The sequence below is a fragment of the Arthrobacter sp. 05T444 genome (assembly GCF_056395905.1).
Genome location: NZ_JBFTKK010000005.1, coordinates 88,615 through 104,857 on the forward strand (window position 1 = coordinate 88,615; position 16,243 = coordinate 104,857).

The 16,243-nt window shown below is 59.0% G+C and carries 14 protein-coding genes; 13 read left to right on the forward strand and 1 reads right to left on the reverse strand.

The features are described 5' to 3' along the window. Nucleotides 1-10 precede the first annotated feature (10 nt). On the reverse strand, nucleotides 11-1,447 hold the full coding sequence (locus AC1DD3_RS06860; protein WP_476881271.1) for a sugar transferase: 1,437 nt from the start codon (nucleotides 1,445-1,447) through the stop codon (nucleotides 11-13). Between the two features lie 296 nt (nucleotides 1,448-1,743). On the opposite strand from AC1DD3_RS06860, the gene AC1DD3_RS06865 reads away from it, so the two are divergent. The 13 genes from AC1DD3_RS06865 to AC1DD3_RS06925 all read left to right on the forward strand — a co-directional run bounded on the left by AC1DD3_RS06865 (nucleotide 1,744) and on the right by AC1DD3_RS06925 (nucleotide 16,208). After that, nucleotides 1,744-3,210: a lipopolysaccharide biosynthesis protein gene (locus AC1DD3_RS06865; protein ID WP_476881351.1), complete on the forward strand. Its 1,467-nt coding sequence runs from the start codon at nucleotides 1,744-1,746 to the stop codon at nucleotides 3,208-3,210. Between the two features lie 35 nt (nucleotides 3,211-3,245). Further along, the gene (locus AC1DD3_RS06870) at nucleotides 3,246-4,196 is read left to right on the forward strand and encodes a glycosyltransferase family 2 protein (protein WP_476881272.1); all 951 of its coding nucleotides are present in this window, start codon (nucleotides 3,246-3,248) and stop codon (nucleotides 4,194-4,196) included. Nucleotides 4,197-4,546: 350 nt separating this feature from the next. Then, nucleotides 4,547-4,750 (forward strand): DapH/DapD/GlmU-related protein, encoded by a 204-nt coding sequence (locus tag AC1DD3_RS06875; protein WP_476881352.1) that lies wholly within the window; start codon nucleotides 4,547-4,549, stop codon nucleotides 4,748-4,750. Between the two features lie 32 nt (nucleotides 4,751-4,782). Next, nucleotides 4,783-5,847, forward strand: a complete 1,065-nt coding sequence (locus AC1DD3_RS06880) for an NAD-dependent epimerase/dehydratase family protein (protein WP_476881273.1) — start codon at nucleotides 4,783-4,785, stop codon at nucleotides 5,845-5,847. Next, a complete protein-coding gene (locus AC1DD3_RS06885; RefSeq protein ID WP_476881274.1) occupies nucleotides 5,844-6,842 on the forward strand; it encodes a CgeB family protein in 999 nt (332 codons plus the stop codon). Before AC1DD3_RS06880 ends, AC1DD3_RS06885 begins: the two co-directional genes overlap by 4 nt. A gap of 179 nt (nucleotides 6,843-7,021) precedes the next feature. Continuing rightward, the gene (locus AC1DD3_RS06890) at nucleotides 7,022-7,876 is read left to right on the forward strand and encodes an RNA-binding protein (RefSeq protein WP_476881275.1); all 855 of its coding nucleotides are present in this window, start codon (nucleotides 7,022-7,024) and stop codon (nucleotides 7,874-7,876) included. After that, a complete protein-coding gene (locus AC1DD3_RS06895) occupies nucleotides 7,873-8,586 on the forward strand; it encodes an acylneuraminate cytidylyltransferase family protein (protein ID WP_476881276.1) in 714 nt (237 codons plus the stop codon). The genes AC1DD3_RS06890 and AC1DD3_RS06895 overlap by 4 nt, the downstream gene beginning before the upstream one ends. After that, nucleotides 8,583-10,826, forward strand: a complete 2,244-nt coding sequence (locus AC1DD3_RS06900; RefSeq protein ID WP_476881277.1) for an N-acetylneuraminate synthase family protein — start codon at nucleotides 8,583-8,585, stop codon at nucleotides 10,824-10,826. The genes AC1DD3_RS06895 and AC1DD3_RS06900 overlap by 4 nt, the downstream gene beginning before the upstream one ends. Continuing rightward, nucleotides 10,817-11,926 (forward strand): glycosyltransferase, encoded by a 1,110-nt coding sequence (locus AC1DD3_RS06905; protein ID WP_476881278.1) that lies wholly within the window; start codon nucleotides 10,817-10,819, stop codon nucleotides 11,924-11,926. The genes AC1DD3_RS06900 and AC1DD3_RS06905 overlap by 10 nt, the downstream gene beginning before the upstream one ends. A 446-nt stretch (nucleotides 11,927-12,372) precedes the next feature. Beyond that, the gene (locus tag AC1DD3_RS06910) at nucleotides 12,373-13,101 is read left to right on the forward strand and encodes an O-antigen ligase family protein (protein WP_476881279.1); all 729 of its coding nucleotides are present in this window, start codon (nucleotides 12,373-12,375) and stop codon (nucleotides 13,099-13,101) included. A gap of 413 nt (nucleotides 13,102-13,514) precedes the next feature. After that, the gene (locus tag AC1DD3_RS06915; RefSeq protein WP_476881353.1) at nucleotides 13,515-14,165 is read left to right on the forward strand and encodes a glycosyltransferase; all 651 of its coding nucleotides are present in this window, start codon (nucleotides 13,515-13,517) and stop codon (nucleotides 14,163-14,165) included. Further along, nucleotides 14,162-15,268, forward strand: coding sequence for an acyltransferase family protein (locus tag AC1DD3_RS06920; protein ID WP_476881280.1), 1,107 nt, complete (start codon nucleotides 14,162-14,164; stop codon nucleotides 15,266-15,268). Before AC1DD3_RS06915 ends, AC1DD3_RS06920 begins: the two co-directional genes overlap by 4 nt. Further along, nucleotides 15,225-16,208: a glycosyltransferase family 2 protein gene (locus tag AC1DD3_RS06925; protein ID WP_476881281.1), complete on the forward strand. Its 984-nt coding sequence runs from the start codon at nucleotides 15,225-15,227 to the stop codon at nucleotides 16,206-16,208. Before AC1DD3_RS06920 ends, AC1DD3_RS06925 begins: the two co-directional genes overlap by 44 nt. The last annotated feature ends 35 nt before the right edge of the window (nucleotides 16,209-16,243 follow it).

The window sequence follows — 16,243 nt, forward strand, 5'->3', positions numbered from 1 at the left end:
GGGTGAGGTTTCAGTAGGCGCCAGTGCTGTGGAAGACCGCGCGAACGGTGCGGAGCATGATTACCAAGTCTCCCGCCAAGGACCAGTTCTCCACGTAGTACAAGTCAAGGCGCACGGAATCTTGCCACGAAAGGTTAGAACGACCGCTGACCTGCCAAAGGCCGGTTACGCCCGGCTTGACGAGGAGTCTGCGGCGCACGTGCTGCTCGTACGCGTCCACTTCTTGGGGCAAGGGAGGCCTAGGACCAACCAAGCTCATGGCACCCGAGAAAACGTTGAACAGCTGGGGCAGTTCGTCCAGGCTGTATTTCCTCAGGAACTTCCCAATTCGTGTGACCCGGGGGTCGTTCTTGATCTTGAAGAGAACGCCGTTGCCCTCATTGCGGCCCGCGAGTTCAGTGAGGCGCTCCTCCGCGTCCGTCACCATTGACCGAAACTTAAGCATCGAGAACGGGATTCCTTGGATGCCGACGCGTTCCTGCCGGAACAGGACCGGTCCCCGGCTGTCGGCCTTGATCATGATGCAAATGAGCGCCATTATGGGCGACGCCGTCACAATTAGTAACGCCGACATCAACACATCGAAAAGGCGCTTGGCGACCCGTTGTCCGCCTTCAAGTGTCGGCGTCGTTACGTGGATAAGGGGTAAGCCTGCGATCTGCTGCGTATGTATACGCGGGCCAGCAATATCGGTGAGGGCGGGCGCCATGATCAGCCCCACGTTGCGGGCCGCCAGTTCCCATCCCAAGTGTCGGAGAATCTGCGGGTGCAGCTGAACGCCAGCCGACACCGCCACGACGTCAGCGCCGCACCGTTCAATGGCCTCCAGTATTGACAGAGTGTCCGGGGAGTTCCCAAGGATGGGAAGCCCGGACTCGGGTTCGATGTCGGTCCCGCCCGAAGCGCTGGGAGTGTAGGCAGCGACGGGCAGGTACCCAGCTTCCCGGGACCTTGTTAGGGACGAGGCGAGGTGCGCCACGGCGCTGGGGCCGCCCAAAATCAGTAGGCGGGACATGCTCTTGCCCGTCTGGCGATTAATGCTGAGGTGCTGTCGTAGAAGCCAACGCGACAGTATCAACCCGGCCAAGCCGACGGGAAGGGCTACACCCACGTAACCTCTCGCAGTCTCGATCCTCAGCACGTAAGAGACGATTGCGACTAATCCAAAAAGCCATAGAGACGCTGCTGCGACCCGTTTGTATTCATCGGCCCCGGACCCTAGGATCCGGCTTTGACGGCTGTTCCAGGCCTCAAGCATCAGCCACCAGGCAATAATGAGTCCGAGGGAGAAAATCGCGTACGCGGCCTCGTTGTTCATCGACTCCAGGTCCGGTGCGAAGCCGAACCGGACAATGTACGCGCCGGTGACGGCCCAAGCCACAACGAACGCATCCACGGCGCGCAGGACGCGGGACGTGCGCACGCGCCAGTCGTAGCTGGATTCCATCTCTGTTCCCCCCTTTTCCCGATTTAGGAGAATCTCTTCAGTCAGGCACTCCCGGATGATCTTAACGCAAGTTGACTAACACTCCGGCGCAATGGGCCCAGCGCAAGCAGAAGCAAGTACCGCCTGTAGGTTCGAGTGAGCGCCGGCACTCCCAGAACCGCGTAAGCGGAATGGGCCAAGTCGAGGCGAATGTGGAGACCGGACGTAGCGGAATTTCTCATATTACGGCCTTGCGAGATACGATTCAGCCGCAGTAGCAAACGATATTGGGGGATAAAGCTGTGACTCGTTCTCCTGTGCCTTTAAGCGAAACGCGCAGCCTTGGGCGTTCGGCCGCGAGAAACGCGGCGCTCACACTAGGTGGGCAGGGCGGACGATTCCTTCTTCAGTTAGCCTCCGTCGTCCTCCTCTCCCGGCTGTTGACCGAATCTGATTACGGTCTTGTTGGCATGGTGTGGGCCATCATCGGCTTTGGGCACATCCTGAAAGACTTCGGGCTCGGCAGTGCCGCAATCCAGGCCCGCACTCTCTCGGCCGGTCAGCGGGACAATCTTTTTTGGCTGAACGCCGGCGCCGGTCTACTCTTGGGCGGTCTCACGGTGGCATGCGCTCCTGCCATTGCGGCCTTCTATGGCCGAAACGAACTTGTACAACTTGTGTGGGGGCTGGCGCCCACGCTCTTGTTATCGGGAATGACAACACAGTACCGCTCCGATCTCACCAGACGTTTAAGGCTGGGACGTGTCGCTTTGGCCGAGATCTTGTCTACCGTCCTGGGTCTGGGCGCCGGTGTGGCGGGCGCTGCCATCGGTCTTGGCCCAAACGCCTTGGTGGCCCAGCAGTTGGTGGGCGGCGTTGCAGCGCTGCTGTTTTTCGTGATCTTTGCCGGCTGGTTGCCAGGCCTGTACGCACGATCGGAACGAATGCGGGCACTTTTCGGCTTCGGACTTCCCATGTTTGGGTCGCAGATGCTCACTTATGCCGTCAACAATGCCGATTCGGTCCTAATTGGACGGCTGTTTGGGCCGGTTCCAGTTGGTCTCTACAGCCGTGGCCTTCAGATTGTCAGAGTTCCCATGAACCAGCTGCGCGGACCGTTAGACACGCTGTCTTTGTCTGTGCTTTCACGCCTACACGACGACGACGCCAGATTCATGCAGTTCGTCCAGCGTGGACAGTTGGTCATGATTTACCCTCTATTGGCAGCCGCCGGCGGGCTGATTGCCGCAGCCCCGGCGGTCGTCGATCTAGCTTTGGGAGCGCGTTGGTCGGACACTGCCGTTTTTATTCAGTTCCTGGCTTTGGGCGAGGGCATGACGTCTGTAGCTGCAGTGGGTGGATGGATCTACGCCAGCCGAGGATTGGCTACCCAGCTAATGAAATTTACCGCCTTCACCGCCGCGGTGCGCGTAACCCTGATGCTGGCTGGTTCGGCGTTTGGTCCTGTCGGGGTCGCCGGCGGCTTTGCTCTCGGGCACATGCTGCTATGGCCCGTTTCGCTGTGGTGGATCGGACGGTTGTCACATCTCAACACACTCCCTCTGATCGTTTCTGCGCTCCGCGTCATGGCCGTATGTGCCGTCCCGTCCCTGACGACGTGGGCCGCTGTCACGGTTTTCGCTGGTCTTCCCTCCATTTTTCTAGTGCCATTGGCCGTGGCCGTTCACTGTGCTGGGTTCTTCGCTCTGATGGTGGTGAAGCCGGTGCGGAATGATTACCGGGAAATCCTCACAACAGTCCGGATGGCCAGGAGTAAGCGATGACTACTCAAAGGTTTGTCCGATCCTTTTCTTCCGAAATGTTCAAGCCCGTAACGAAGGACGTGCACGCCGCGATGACTTGCTCCACTGTTTCGGTCGTCATTCCTCACTATGGCGACCCCGCGCCCACCATTGCCCTAGTCGATTCGCTGAAACGCCAGAAAGATGCCTCAGGCGCGTCTTCGAGCGCCGTCTCACAGATCACGGTCGCCGACGACTGCTCACCTGAAGCGTTTCCACAGCTTGACGGCATCACCCTGGTCCGGCGGGATGTTAATGGTGGATTCGGTTCAGCCGTTAACTCGGGCGTAGCAGCTTCACGTGGCGACCTTGCACTTGTTCTCAACAGTGATTTGGAGATCGGTGACACCTTCGTGGAGGAATTGCTGGCAGCAGCGAGGCCCTGGCAGCCGGCCGTATTTAGTCCTCAGGTAGTGGGTCACACGGGAGCACCGCAGTGGGTGGGCCGTCACTTCCCCACTGTGAAGCACCAAGTAACTGAGTGGTTAACTCCCTTGGCCAGGTTCAGGCACCTGCCGTGGCTTCACGAGAATGTAGGCCATGACACGCGTTGCGTTAGCGGAACTATCGTCCCGGTGGACTGGGTGGTCGGCGCAGCGATGCTGATACCAGTGGCTCAATTTAGGCAGGTGGGGGGATTTGACGAGCGTTTCTTCATGAACAGCGAGGAAGTGGACTTGCAGCGACGACTCAGAGGCGTAGGTGTCATTTCTGTCTTCTTGGGCACCGTCTGTGTCACGCATGAGGGAGGAGGCTCATCCGATCCGGAACGCCGTCGCCACTGGCTTGTTTCATCCCGGTTTGAGTACGCTCGAAAGTGGGGCAGCAGTAGAAGCCTCGTTTTTGCACTCAGGGCTGCTTCATGGGTGAACTTCGGAGTGAATTCGCTGCGCCAGTGCCTTAAGGGCAACGTAAATGCTCGAGATGTACTCAGGACAGAGCTTGGGTATCTGGAGAAACAAAAGTGAACGCGGCGAAATTTCTGTGTGAACTCGCTCCCTCGTTGAGATGGAAGCTGGGGCAAGTTGCCACCGCGTTGGTCTACAGGCGGGCGTTCAAGTCAATGGGATCCGGATCCACAATCATCAAACCAAAAATTCTTCGAGGTGTTGAGCGCATTTCCCTAGGCAGAGACTGCGCTGTGCATGACGGAGCATGGCTGGCTGCAGAACCTGGAGGAAGCCTCACTATCGGTGACGGGGTTTATGTAGGCCACAACGTGCACCTCCATGCCGTAGACGATGTTGTCATCGGCACTGGCACAATGATTGCCGATGGAGTCCTAATCAACTCTGGGACGCATATTCCGGAAGATGACATGGCCGTGCGTGGAACCGGTCGAATCTACGTTGGTGAACGATGCTTTATTGGCCAGCACGTCGTCATCCTAGGTGGGGTGTCCATTGGGAGGGGCGCCACGATTGGTGCGGGTGCTGTGGTGACGCGAGATGTCCCCGCCGGTGCCACAGCGGCAGGTGTCCCGGCTCGGGTCATCTCCAGTGTCAGCTCAGCGATGCAATGAATGATTTCGCAGCGGAAGAACAAGGAAACAGCATGAAGTTACTTATCACCGGCGGAGCCGGCTTCATCGGTCAGCACGTTGCCAAAAAACTGGTTCTGCGGGGACACGCCGTCACGGCCCTCGACAGCTTGGAGGCTCAGGTGCACCAAGACCCTCGCGCGTCGTCGGAGCGTTTCCCGGGGGTTGTTTTCAAGGGGGATGTCGCGGACGCTGCTTCATGGCAGGCTTTCGGTCCTTTCGACGCAATCGTTCATCTCGCTGCCGAAACCGGCACGGCCCAGTCCATGTACGAAGGTGATCACTACAGGCGAGTCAATGTCGAGGGAACGCGGCTCGCGGCAGAGGCTGCGGTTGAATGGAATTGCCCCATTGTGTCTTTGAGCTCCCGAGCCGTTTATGGGGAAGGCTTGGTGGCTGACAGTCCCGCCGAACTAACTGAGGCACAGGATGGCGGAGCGGAAGGCATCCTGCTCCCCTCTCACGAGGACGACCCGCATAATCCGGTTTCCGTCTACGGTGAAACTAAATCTGAAGCAGAAGCTGTGCTTAAGTCCGTGACCCATGCGAACGTTGGCGCCACTATTATCCGTCCACAGAACGTGATTGGACGCGGACAAGCACTTCACAACCCGTACACCGGTGTTTTGGCTGCATTCCTGGCCCGGTTGAAGGAAGGCCGTGAGCTGTCAATCTATGGTGACGGCACGCAGACTCGCGATTTCGTCCATGTTGAAGACTTGGCTGACCTCATCGAATGGTGTCTAATCAACCCTCCAGCTACGGATGCCGGCGCCCGGGTCCTGAACTGCGGAAGCGGTGTCCGCACGACGTTGGACCAGCTTGCGCAGTACTCGATGGACGCGGCCCCAGGGGTTGATGTGCGTCTGGTTCACGTTGACGTCAAGCGGGCCGGCGATATCGACCATGCCTGCGCCGACCTGCGTCGTCTGGTTTCCTTGGGTGCACCACTACCTAGGTGGACGACGCGGGCCGCCATCGCCGACTTCATAGTGGCCTCATGGGATGCGCCCGGTGCGGCGTCGGACACTTGGGACAAGGCCCTGGACGAATTGTCGGCACAGGGGCTTATTGAATGAAGCCACGCCGAATTCTGCTGGTCAGCCCGTGTTTTCACGGCTACTGGCAGTCAATAAGCTCTGCATTGGAGGCCGCTGGTCACCAAGTAGTGGTCCACTGCTACGACCAGCCGCAAGGCCTAAAGGGTCGCTTTGAGAACAAATTGCTGCATGAACTACCTGAGCGGCTCCGATGGTCAACCGCCGCTTCAGCGATTACTCAAAACGCCGTCGCCGCCCTCAAGACGACGAAGCCTGACATCGTCGTCGTCGTCAAAGGGGATCAGCTTGAGCAAGACTGGTGGGACTCTCTGCATCGTTCCGGTGCGGCCAAGGTTACTTGGCTATATGACGAACTTCGTCGGATGCGCTACTCAATAGACACCTTGGCGGCGATTGGACCAATAGCCAGCTACAGTCCGCTGGATACTGCAGTCTTACAAGCAGCGGGTATCCACGCAGCGCACGTTCCCTTGGCTTACGATCACCGGGTTCAGTTCGACGTAACCCCACAAGAGGCTGTCAGCTTTGTTGGTGCACGGTACCCGTCGCGGGAGCAGACTCTGCGAAAGTTGAGCGCAAGTGGAGTTCCTGTCAAGGCGTTCGGCAGATCCTGGTCGCGGCAACTGTGGGACATTGCGCGCACCAAACAATGGAAAAGCGCGGGAATAGAGTCCGGTCCTGACCTTGCTCGAAGTGATGCCTATGGGGTTATGGCAGGTTCACCCGCGACGCTGAATCTGCACGGCGATCAAGACGGCTTTACCATGCGCACATTTGAGGCGCCTGGAGTCGGCGCACTGCAAATCACTGATCGTTTGGACGTAGCGCAACTTTTCGAGGTCGGCACCGAGTGCTTGGCTTTCGTCGATGAAGCGGAGCTGGTCGATCTAGCCAATCGGGCCATTTCAGACGTCGCCTGGGCGCGCAACATCAGAGAAGCCGGCAGGAAACGAGCCCTAGCCGAGCACACCTTTGACCATCGAGTTCAAGCATTGGAGTCACTGTGGGCCTGAATCACCCTACGGATTTGGAAGCTTGGCACAGGTGGCAGCAGTCGCGATCACAGGTGCGTCGCGCCAGGCTGCTGCTACGCCGGCAAACACCTCCGAAAGCATACTTGTTAGTTCGCGGCGAAAATCCACGAATCCTGGTCGTTCTGGATTCAACAAAGCCGACATCCGTGGCGTCGTATATGGCACCTCTCAAGTTCCTTGCCGAGACAGATGTCGCTGTTCTGGCTCCGGGCGATATTGCGTCCCTGCTTCCGGGTGAGGGCTGGCGAGCGCAGGAAGTTAGTGGTATTGACGAAGTTCCGTTGATTTTGAAGGACCTCAAGGTGGCGCTCGCGGCTGGTAATTATCTGCCTCTCAGCTCAGCCGCCCACAAGTGGTCACAAAAGCTCGGGGTAAGATTCGTGGTCGTGCAGCACGGTCTCATCACGCCGCACGCACCGCCTCTGCCGCAGAACGCCCATCTGTTGGCGTTCTCAGAAGCCGACTCCGCGTACTGGTCCGCAGGGCGTTCTGATGTCACCCATGAGGTAGTTGGATCGCAATTGCTATGGGACTCAGCCAACAAGCCATTTTCTCCTGTTTCCCCGGACGGCATCGGTGCACCGGTGTTTCTGGGACAGCTGCATGGTGCGGAGCTTCCACGGGCTGGGTTTGCTGGTGCGGCGAAGAGCTTCTGTTTGGAGACGGGGGCTGTCTATCGGCCACATCCCTCCGAAACAGACAAGTTGTCCCGCCTGCAGCACTCCCTGTGGACCCGCCGTGGGATCAGCATCGATCGGTCCGGTACGCCTCTTTCGCAAAGTAAGGCGCCAGTGGTCTCCGTATTCTCTACCGGCGTCTTGGAAGCTGCCGCCCGCGGTTTGCCTTCTTGGGTGACCTACCGGCGGCCACCGCTCTGGCTGGAGGAGTTCTGGGAACGCTACGGAATGTCCCGCTGGGGAAACAGTCCCACGTCAGCACCACAACGTCCAGACGTGGAACCGGCGAAGGTCATTGCCGGACTACTTAAAGCCGAGATTGGATATACGTCATGAACATCCTCTGCATTATTCCCGTCAGGGGCGGCTCCAAGGGCGTCCCCCGCAAGAACCTGCGGGACGTTGATGGCAAGCCCCTGGTGGTCTGGACTATCGAACAGGCACTTGCGGCCTCCAGCGGCCTGGACGTCATGGTGTCCACCGACGATCAGGAGATCGCCGACGTGGCCCGGGCGGCAGGGGCGGATGTACCTTTCTTGCGGCCCGCTGAGCTTGCCCAGGACCAGACGGCGACAGAGCCTGTGGTGGAGCACGCCATAGACTTCAGAACGACCCAAGGGCGCAGACCGGATGCGGTCATGTTGTTGCAGGCAACGTCCCCCATCCGGTTTAAAGGCACCCTGGACCGCGCCGTGAAGCAATTCAGCGAGTCAAAGGTGGATTCTTTGGTCGGCGTGGTGCCGCAGACTCCTTTCCTATGGACGATGGGGAAGCAGCCCTCGGCCGATTACGCCGTGGAGAGCCGGCCGCGCCGCCAGGATCTCGCAGAAAAGGACTTCCGCTATCGCGAAACCGGGTCGCTCTATGTAACCCGAACTGACATCTACGAGCAATACCATAACCGCCTGGGCGGACGCATTGGCTTGTTCGTCATGGCCGAGGGGGAGGGCGTCGACGTTGATACCGAACTGGACCTTTCAATTGCACAACAGCAAATGGTCCGCTTCCGACAGGAAATGGGCACCGAAGAGGAAGCATCACAATGATCGTTGAACGCAACATCAAGCCCTACATCGTCTTCTCAGAGGATCCCATCCTCACCGGGCTGCAAAAAATCTCTGACAACCAGGAACGGATCGTATTCTGCGTTGACGAACACGGCGTCCTGCAGGGATCGCTGTCTGATGGCGATTTCCGCAGGTGGATTGTGGAAAACTCTTCTGCGGACCTGACAACCTCCTGCTTGACCGTGGCCAACAGAAATGTCCGCACTGCTCGCCACACCACACTCCCCGCTGAGCTCAGCACGTACATGCACCGGGGAGTGAGCCACCTCCCGCTGGTCGACCAGCGCGGGCACTTAATGGCAATTGCCATTGACCGGGCCGACGTCCTCCGGATTGGCAAGCACGAAATCGGAGCCGGCAACCCGGCGTTCATCATTGCTGAGATCGGCAATAACCACAACGGATCGATCGATCTCGCCAAGAAGCTGGTCGATCTAGCTGCTGAGGCAGGTGCCGATGCCGTCAAGTTCCAGCTCCGCGACATGGAAGCTCTCTACCGTCAGTCCGGTGGCTCGAGTGCGGGTGAGGACCTTGGCGCCCAGTACACTCTGGACCTGCTTTCCCGGGTGTCTCTGGGCGCCGACGGCCTTGTTGAAGTATTCGACCACTGCAAGCAGCATGACATCGATGTGATGTGCACCCCCTGGGATTCACCCAGTGTCGAGGTGCTCGTGGACTACGGAATTCCTGGCCTGAAAATCGCATCCGCTGACCTCACCAACCATGAGCTCCTGAGCGACGCCGGCAGCCGCGGACTGCCACTGATCCTCAGCACGGGCATGTCTCGCGAGGACGAGATCCGACAGACTGCCGCATTGATGCAGGGTCTCGGCTCTAGCTACGCCATGCTGCACTGCCAGTCCACCTACCCGGCGCCATTCAAGGACGTAAACCTTGCCTACATGGACCGCTTAGCCGAAATTGGCCAGTGCATCGTGGGCTACTCCGGACACGAACGTGGTTTTCACGTTCCCGTGTCGGCCGTGGCACGCGGAGCCCGGATCATAGAAAAGCACTTCACCATCGACACCTCCATGGAAGGCAACGACCACAAGGTTTCGCTCCTCCCGGATGAGTTCGCCCAGATGGTGCAGCAGATCCGCGAGGTGGAGGAGTCCATAGGCGAAAGCACTCCTCGCCAGGTATCCACCGGGGAAATGATGAATCGCGTGACCTTGGCAAAATCCCTCGTCGCCGCCCGGCCAGTCAAATCGGGACAAGTTCTGATGGCCGCAGATGTTGCGGTCAAGAGCCCAGGGCGTGGGCTCCAGCCGAACGCCCTGCCGCTGCTTCTGGGGCGCACCATGCGCCGCTCCTTTGCGGAGGGGGACTTTTTCTTCGCCGGTGACTTGACGGACGAAGTACCAACCGGCCGCGACTTCGAATTCTCCCGACCTTGGGGCCTCCCGGTCAGATACCACGATCACGCAGCGCTGATCGAGGACTGCACTCCGGATTTCCTCGAGTTCCACTTTTCCTACAAAGACCTGGAAATCGACGTCGATTCGGTCTTCGAGCGCCCCCTCGACATGGGCTTCACCACTCACCTGCCGGACCTATTCGCCGGTGACTTCCTTGTGGACCTCGCCTCGCAGGACGAAGAGACCTGGGAGCGTTCCATCTCCGAGGTTCAGCGCACCATTGACATCACCCGATCGTTGACGAAGTGGTTCACCAAAGAAGACGAACCCATCATGGTCGTCACTATGGGTGGCTTCACAGCGGACAAGCACGTCGCCCCCTCCGAACGCCCCGCCATGTACGCGAGGATCCACGACGCCCTCAAACGTCTGGATACCGCGGGGGTGCGCATTGCGGCGCAGACCTTGCCTCCCTACCCGTGGCTGATGGGCGGGCAGCAGTTCCACAACCTCTTCCTAGATCCCAAGGACACGGCAGAGTTTGCGGCCGCCACCGGCACCAAATTATGCCTCGACGTCTCGCACTCCAAGCTGGCGGCGAACTTCTTGGGAATGTCGTTCACTGAAGCAGTTGAGCTGATGGCACCGCACACCATCCACCTGCACCTCGTGGACGCTACTGGCGTCGACGGCGAGGGAGTGCAGGTCGCAGAGGGTGAAGTCGACTGGGCAGCACTCGCGGAGCAACTGGGCCGAATGACTCCGGATGCGCCGTTCATTCCCGAAATCTGGCAGGGGCACGTCAACAGCGGCGAGGGCTTCTGGACGGCCCTGGACCGGTTGGAAAAATGGTTCTGAGGCGAGATTGCGCAGAATCTTGGCGCAGCACCGCCCTCTGGGTGGTGCCAGTGTCAGATCTTGGCGGTGTGGCGAGGCACGTCATGGACGCCGCCCAGGCAGGCGTGCCCGGATGGCGGATTGTAGTTCTCTGCCCCGAGGGCATGCTGGCTCAGCGGCTACGGGACATGGATATCGCCATCATCACCGGGGAGTTCGGCCCAAGTGCCGGATTCCGGAAGTCGTACATGACGTTGAGAAGGCATCTACGGCACCTGCAGCCTGAGGTTGTTCATTCCCACCTTGCCTACGCGGACGTCGTGGCCGCGGCGGCGGCGCTGGGAACTAAGGTACGGTTGGTCACCACGGAACACGGTATTGCCGGTGATGATTCGGTGTACCACGGCGCAGCGTGGAAGTCCCGAGCCAAGGCCACTATGCACCGAGTTCGGCTTCTTCGTGCCGACGCCGTGATAGCAGTCTCCGGGGCGACCAAAAACGCCATGCTGGCCAAATGGAAGCCGCGACAGTCGATCGCAGTCATCCCCAATTGCGTGAATCGTCAGGAAATTCGCCGGCGAGTGGAAGCTTTCAAAGGGGATACCGAGAGGACATCCAATCTGCATGTTCTTTCACTGTCCAGGCTGGCGCCAGAAAAGGGCTTGGACACCCTTCTCAACGCCTTCGCTCTTGTGTTGAACGAGAACCCAGAAGCCCGCTTAACCGTTGCAGGGGAGGGGCCGGAGCGAGCGACATTGGAGTGTCTTGCTGATTCGCTGGGCATTGGCGGGGCAGTAGACTTCCCAGGCTTTGTTGACCCTTTGGCGGCTATGGCCAAGGCCGATGTGTTGGTGCAGCTTTCGGTGTGGGAAAACTGCTCGTACACTCTTTTGGACGCGGTCGGCGCCGGGATCGGCATAGTTGCAACAGCAGTCGGCGGCAACCCCGAGATCGTCGGTCCGCAGTCCTTGGTGGCAGGGACCGATCCCGGTGAAGTTGCCTCACACATCTTCGCCCAACTTGTCCGGTCAACAACAGAGCCCAAAGATTTGCCGCTCGGTAACAGCGTCCGCACTATGACCGATCAGATAGCGCTCATCTACGCAGGGCTGCAACTGTGACACGGTCCAGCATGCGGCTTCCAAAACCGGTCGAATCCCGTGACAAACCGTCCTTCGTTATCTTGGTGCTATTTGCCGCCATGTTTCTCGATGCTGTGGCGGTTCCGGGGTTCGGGGTCCCGGTTAGCTCCGCTGCGGCAGGGCTCGCGGTCATCTATGCGTTCATAGCGCCTCAGCGCGTTATGGCCGCCGAGCTGGCTGGGCGGCCGAGGTGGCTATTTCTAACCGTCATGGCCATACCCATATGGCTTGCAGCCACTAGCGTTCTCAACGGGGATCCTGACTTCAGAAGACTGCTGAACATCGGTGTCTTTGCCGCCGTCATTCTGGTGTTGGGTGGCCTTCGCCTTGACGCGCGAACCGTGTGCGTTGGTCTCGGAGTTGCAGTTGTATTTGGTGTAGCTGCTGGGATACTCCTGCTTCCCCGGTCCTCCTATGCCGGCCGCATGACTGGCCCGATGGGGGACCCCAATTCCGCGGGACTGCTGATTGTGGTTTTGTCTGCCCTCGCGTTGCCCGGCTTCCGTCGCCGAAAATCTAAAGTGGGCCTTCTTCTCGTGGCCGCTCTTGGTATATTTTCGACGCAATCACGAACATCGATGCTGGCGGTTCTCATCATGGTTTTATGGGTGCTGCTCAACCGGTTCTTTAGCGCCTGGTTTAGCATTCCCTTCGTGGCGGGCGCGCTCATCTGGGTTAGTTCGATCGCCGACGCTCTTGCGGGAGATGCCTTCCAAGAGCGGGCGGGCAGCGACGCATTGAGGGACCGTATTTTTCAGGTGGAGCTACAGCAAGTGGAGATAAGACCGTGGGTGGGACAGGGGGCAGGAACAGCTGCCGTCAGTTTGGATGGCCAACATTTCTTCTTCCACAATTCTTATCTAGCCCTTCGAGCGGAGGCCGGTTGGATCGGCTTGGGCCTCGTAATCCTGCTCTTCGTTGCGGTCTTCATATCGCTGCTGCGTATTCCGCGAGATCAGAGAAATTTATACTTCGAAGCATCCCTGATCGGGGTAACTGTTTGCGCGCTTAACCTTGGAGAGGTCCTGCTGGCCCTGCCAGCTGCGTTCGCGCTCGGGCTGTCCGCCCATCACGTGCTCAAAGCACAGGCTGCGGCCAAGCGGCCAACGCGAAAGCCCAAATTGGTGGTAGCTCGCCGCGCAGAGCGGCCCTGAAGATGACCACCGCAGACTTGCCCGAGATTGCGATCGCCGCCAATAATGGAGACATCGGCGGCGGAGAGGTCATGCTCCTCGCTATAGCCGAAGCCCTAACCGTATTGGGCGCGACGGTGTCCGTCGTGGGCCCGGCTCACCCATCCGGGTTAGTTGAGGAGGCCAGGCGGCGGGGATTTACTGTCATCGCGCTCGAGTCCCAATCGCGGGCCGCATACATGATGGCACTGCGGAGGTGGGACCGTAAGAGCCGACGCGGAATCCTGTGGTGCAACGGTCTTCTTCCAGCCGTCGCCACTTCCTTGCACCGGCAAAGAATCGTTCACCTGCATCAGCGACCCCATGGTGCCCAGCGTGCACTGGCTGTCTTGGCCCGGTTTTTGACCTTGGTGACCTTAGTACCTTCCGAGGACATGGCAACGGTAGTCCGAGGAGCGCGAGTCCTGTCGAACTGGGTAGATAAAGTTGCTGTCGCTCCACGAGCGGCAGAGGGACCCTTCACGAACTCGCCTGTCCGGCTGGGGTTCTTGGGACGTCCCTCCACTGACAAGGGCATCGAACTTTTGGTGAACGCGGTTCGTGCGCTGAATGAACGATCGCCGGGACAATATCGATTGGTCGTAGGCGGGGAATCGCGTTTCGTCAGTGGAGAATCGCGCGATTCTGTCGAACGTTCTCTGGAAGGTCTGGGTGGTCTGGTTGAACGGACCGGTTGGATTGCTCCCGAGGACTTTTTTGAAAAAGTGGATGTCTTGGTATGCCCCTCGATTTGGCCTGAGCCATTCGGCCTTGTCGTCGCGGAAGCAATGTCTGCCCGAGTCCCCGTCGTGGTCAGTGATGCCGGGGCGCTGCCCGAAGTTGTTGGTCCCGAGCACCCGTGGATATCTAGAGCACGAGACGCCGCAGATTTGGCAAGAGTCATCGAACTGGCGGCCGCGGGAGATATAGGAGTTGTCGATGAGTCGTTCAGCAGATGGCAACAGAAATGGTCGCCGCAAGCTGGCCATTCGAATGTTGCGGCTCTAATTTCCGTGCTCGTGCGTAATATTGGATCCGAATCTTGAGTGTCACAGGCGAGCGGCCCAAGTCCGGACCCCCTGCCGCGAAGCGACAAGGTTTCCTCGATGCTGCACGCGGACTAGCAATCGTAGCAATTGTGCTCGGCCACGTAATGGTTGGTGTGTCCGCCAGCGCCGGAGGCCTGAATCTTGGCGGCGTGACAGTAGGGCTCTACCTCGTTCACGTGCCGCTGTTTGCATTCGTCTCGGGTCTGCTGCTTGCCGGTTCCGCTGAGTCACGGGCAAGATGGCCGTACTTCTTCGATCGTGTCGGCACTTTCTTGTGGCTCTACGTCGTGTGGACGGCGATCCAAGGAGGCTTCGAACTCGGCGCCAACTCCATACGCAACAACAACACGTCCCTTGTGTCCGTTTTGGATCTTTGGACACCCATAAGTCACTTGTGGTTCCTGACTTGGCTTGCAGTCAGCACTGCCGTGGCACTATTGCTCCGCCCTTGGCGAGGTGGGATCTGGCGGTTAGCCGCAGTAGCCGTCATCACGATCGCCGGGCTCAGCGTTTGGGGGTATGAAGGGACCACCGTCCCCGAGCGTGGAATGGCCCTCGTGGGCATCTTCCTTTGTGGTGCGGCTATCTCTCACGCCAGGTTCTTAGAGGTATGCTCCCGAATCTCTACATGGTGGATGGTGGCGGTAGGCCTCGGCAGCGCTCTACTCTTTGCCACTATCGTCACGAAGTTTCATGTTTCTCCGCCAACCGCAATGGACGCGCATCGGTCCTTGGAAAGTATCTTGCTGGGTTTATCTGGAACCGCTGCTGGAACACTATCTACTATCATCATGTGCCTCGCCTTTGAGCGGATGGGTCGGCAAACGAAACTACTGCAATTCATTGGCCGGAATACATTACCCATTTTTCTCATGCACATCATTTTTTCTGCTGGCACCCGGGTGGTCCTTCTAAAGACTGGCGTCGAGGAGACATGGGTTCACATTCTGGTTGGAGTCCTGATGGGTGTTGGCATTCCTTTGCTGTTGGTTCGTTGGCTTAAGCGACTGCCTGGCCTTTTGGCAGCCCCATGGCCCGCGGTGCGGCTCCGTCATAATGGCTCTGGAAGACATAGGGCAAAGGAAGGCAAAGTTGGCTAATACACCCGCTGCAAGCATCGTAGTGCCGTCACGCGGAGGGCGCATGCGTCTGCCGACTCTGGTTGCCGCGCTGTCGTCCCAGTCGACTGACGACTTCGAAGTGATCGTCGCGGTCGACGGCGACACTGACAATACTGAGGACTACCTCAAAGAAGCAGCAAAGAAAGTCCCCTTCATCCTACGGACTGTCGTATTCTCTGAAAATCGTGGCCGTTCGGCGGCATTGAACGCTGGCTTTGGGGAGGCCGGCGGAAAAGTGTTGATTCGTTGTGACGACGATCTGGAGCCTGATCAACACTTCGTCGCCGGCCACGTCAAACGGCATGAAGGCTCCCCGACGGGAGTCGTGGGGCTCACGACGAACCGATTTCCGGATACCGCCTACGCGCGGATCTATGGCAACAAAGTGGATGTGCAGCACCGGCGTGATGCCCTTGATTCGCCTCCGGATCTTCATTGGCGTCATTGGGCTGCGAACGTTTCGGTCACCCGAAATCTTCATGAGGTGGTGGGAGGATACGACGAGCGATACCGGGCCTACGGGTGGGAGGACGTTGATTACGGATACCGGGTTCAGCGGGCCGGCTTTCCTGTGCTGATTGCTCCGGAACTGACAGCCGTACATCATGCAGCGTCAACGACTACTGCCATTCGCGCTTCTCGAGCACTGCACTCCGGTGCAGCTCGCGAAACCTTCCTCCGACTGCACGGAACTAACGCTCTGGGCGGGCCACCGACCCGCTCCGGCCTGTGGGGTTACCTAGTCTGGGCGGCCAGCACGGTTGCTACCGAAGGAAGCATCAGGCGTTGGTCAACAGCGGTCGACCTCACTGCTGACGGGCTGCCCCATCAGGTCGCGGAGAAGTTGATTGCTTTAACTGTAGAGTCTGCAGGCCTGGCTGGGATCCGCTATCCTGAGAGGGCTAGGAGCAGATTCTAATAGGTCTCTGAGTCGGCATCATTTCATCTCCTGGG

Bases quoted from the DNA above. Each gene is read 5' to 3' on its own strand.
- AC1DD3_RS06860 (WP_476881271.1), bottom strand. From the start codon at position 1,447: ATGGAATCCAGCTACGACTGGCGCGTGCGCACGTCCCGCGTCCTGCGC.
- AC1DD3_RS06870 (WP_476881272.1), top strand. From the start codon at position 3,246: ATGTTCAAGCCCGTAACGAAGGACGTGCACGCCGCGATGACTTGCTCC.
- AC1DD3_RS06875 (WP_476881352.1), top strand. From the start codon at position 4,547: ATGGCCGTGCGTGGAACCGGTCGAATCTACGTTGGTGAACGATGCTTT.
- AC1DD3_RS06880 (WP_476881273.1), top strand. From the start codon at position 4,783: ATGAAGTTACTTATCACCGGCGGAGCCGGCTTCATCGGTCAGCACGTT.
- AC1DD3_RS06885 (WP_476881274.1), top strand. From the start codon at position 5,844: ATGAAGCCACGCCGAATTCTGCTGGTCAGCCCGTGTTTTCACGGCTAC.
- AC1DD3_RS06890 (WP_476881275.1), top strand. From the start codon at position 7,022: ATGGCACCTCTCAAGTTCCTTGCCGAGACAGATGTCGCTGTTCTGGCT.
- AC1DD3_RS06895 (WP_476881276.1), top strand. From the start codon at position 7,873: ATGAACATCCTCTGCATTATTCCCGTCAGGGGCGGCTCCAAGGGCGTC.
- AC1DD3_RS06900 (WP_476881277.1), top strand. From the start codon at position 8,583: ATGATCGTTGAACGCAACATCAAGCCCTACATCGTCTTCTCAGAGGAT.
- AC1DD3_RS06905 (WP_476881278.1), top strand. From the start codon at position 10,817: ATGGTTCTGAGGCGAGATTGCGCAGAATCTTGGCGCAGCACCGCCCTC.
- AC1DD3_RS06910 (WP_476881279.1), top strand. From the start codon at position 12,373: ATGACTGGCCCGATGGGGGACCCCAATTCCGCGGGACTGCTGATTGTG.
- AC1DD3_RS06915 (WP_476881353.1), top strand. From the start codon at position 13,515: ATGGCAACGGTAGTCCGAGGAGCGCGAGTCCTGTCGAACTGGGTAGAT.
- AC1DD3_RS06925 (WP_476881281.1), top strand. From the start codon at position 15,225: ATGGCTCTGGAAGACATAGGGCAAAGGAAGGCAAAGTTGGCTAATACA.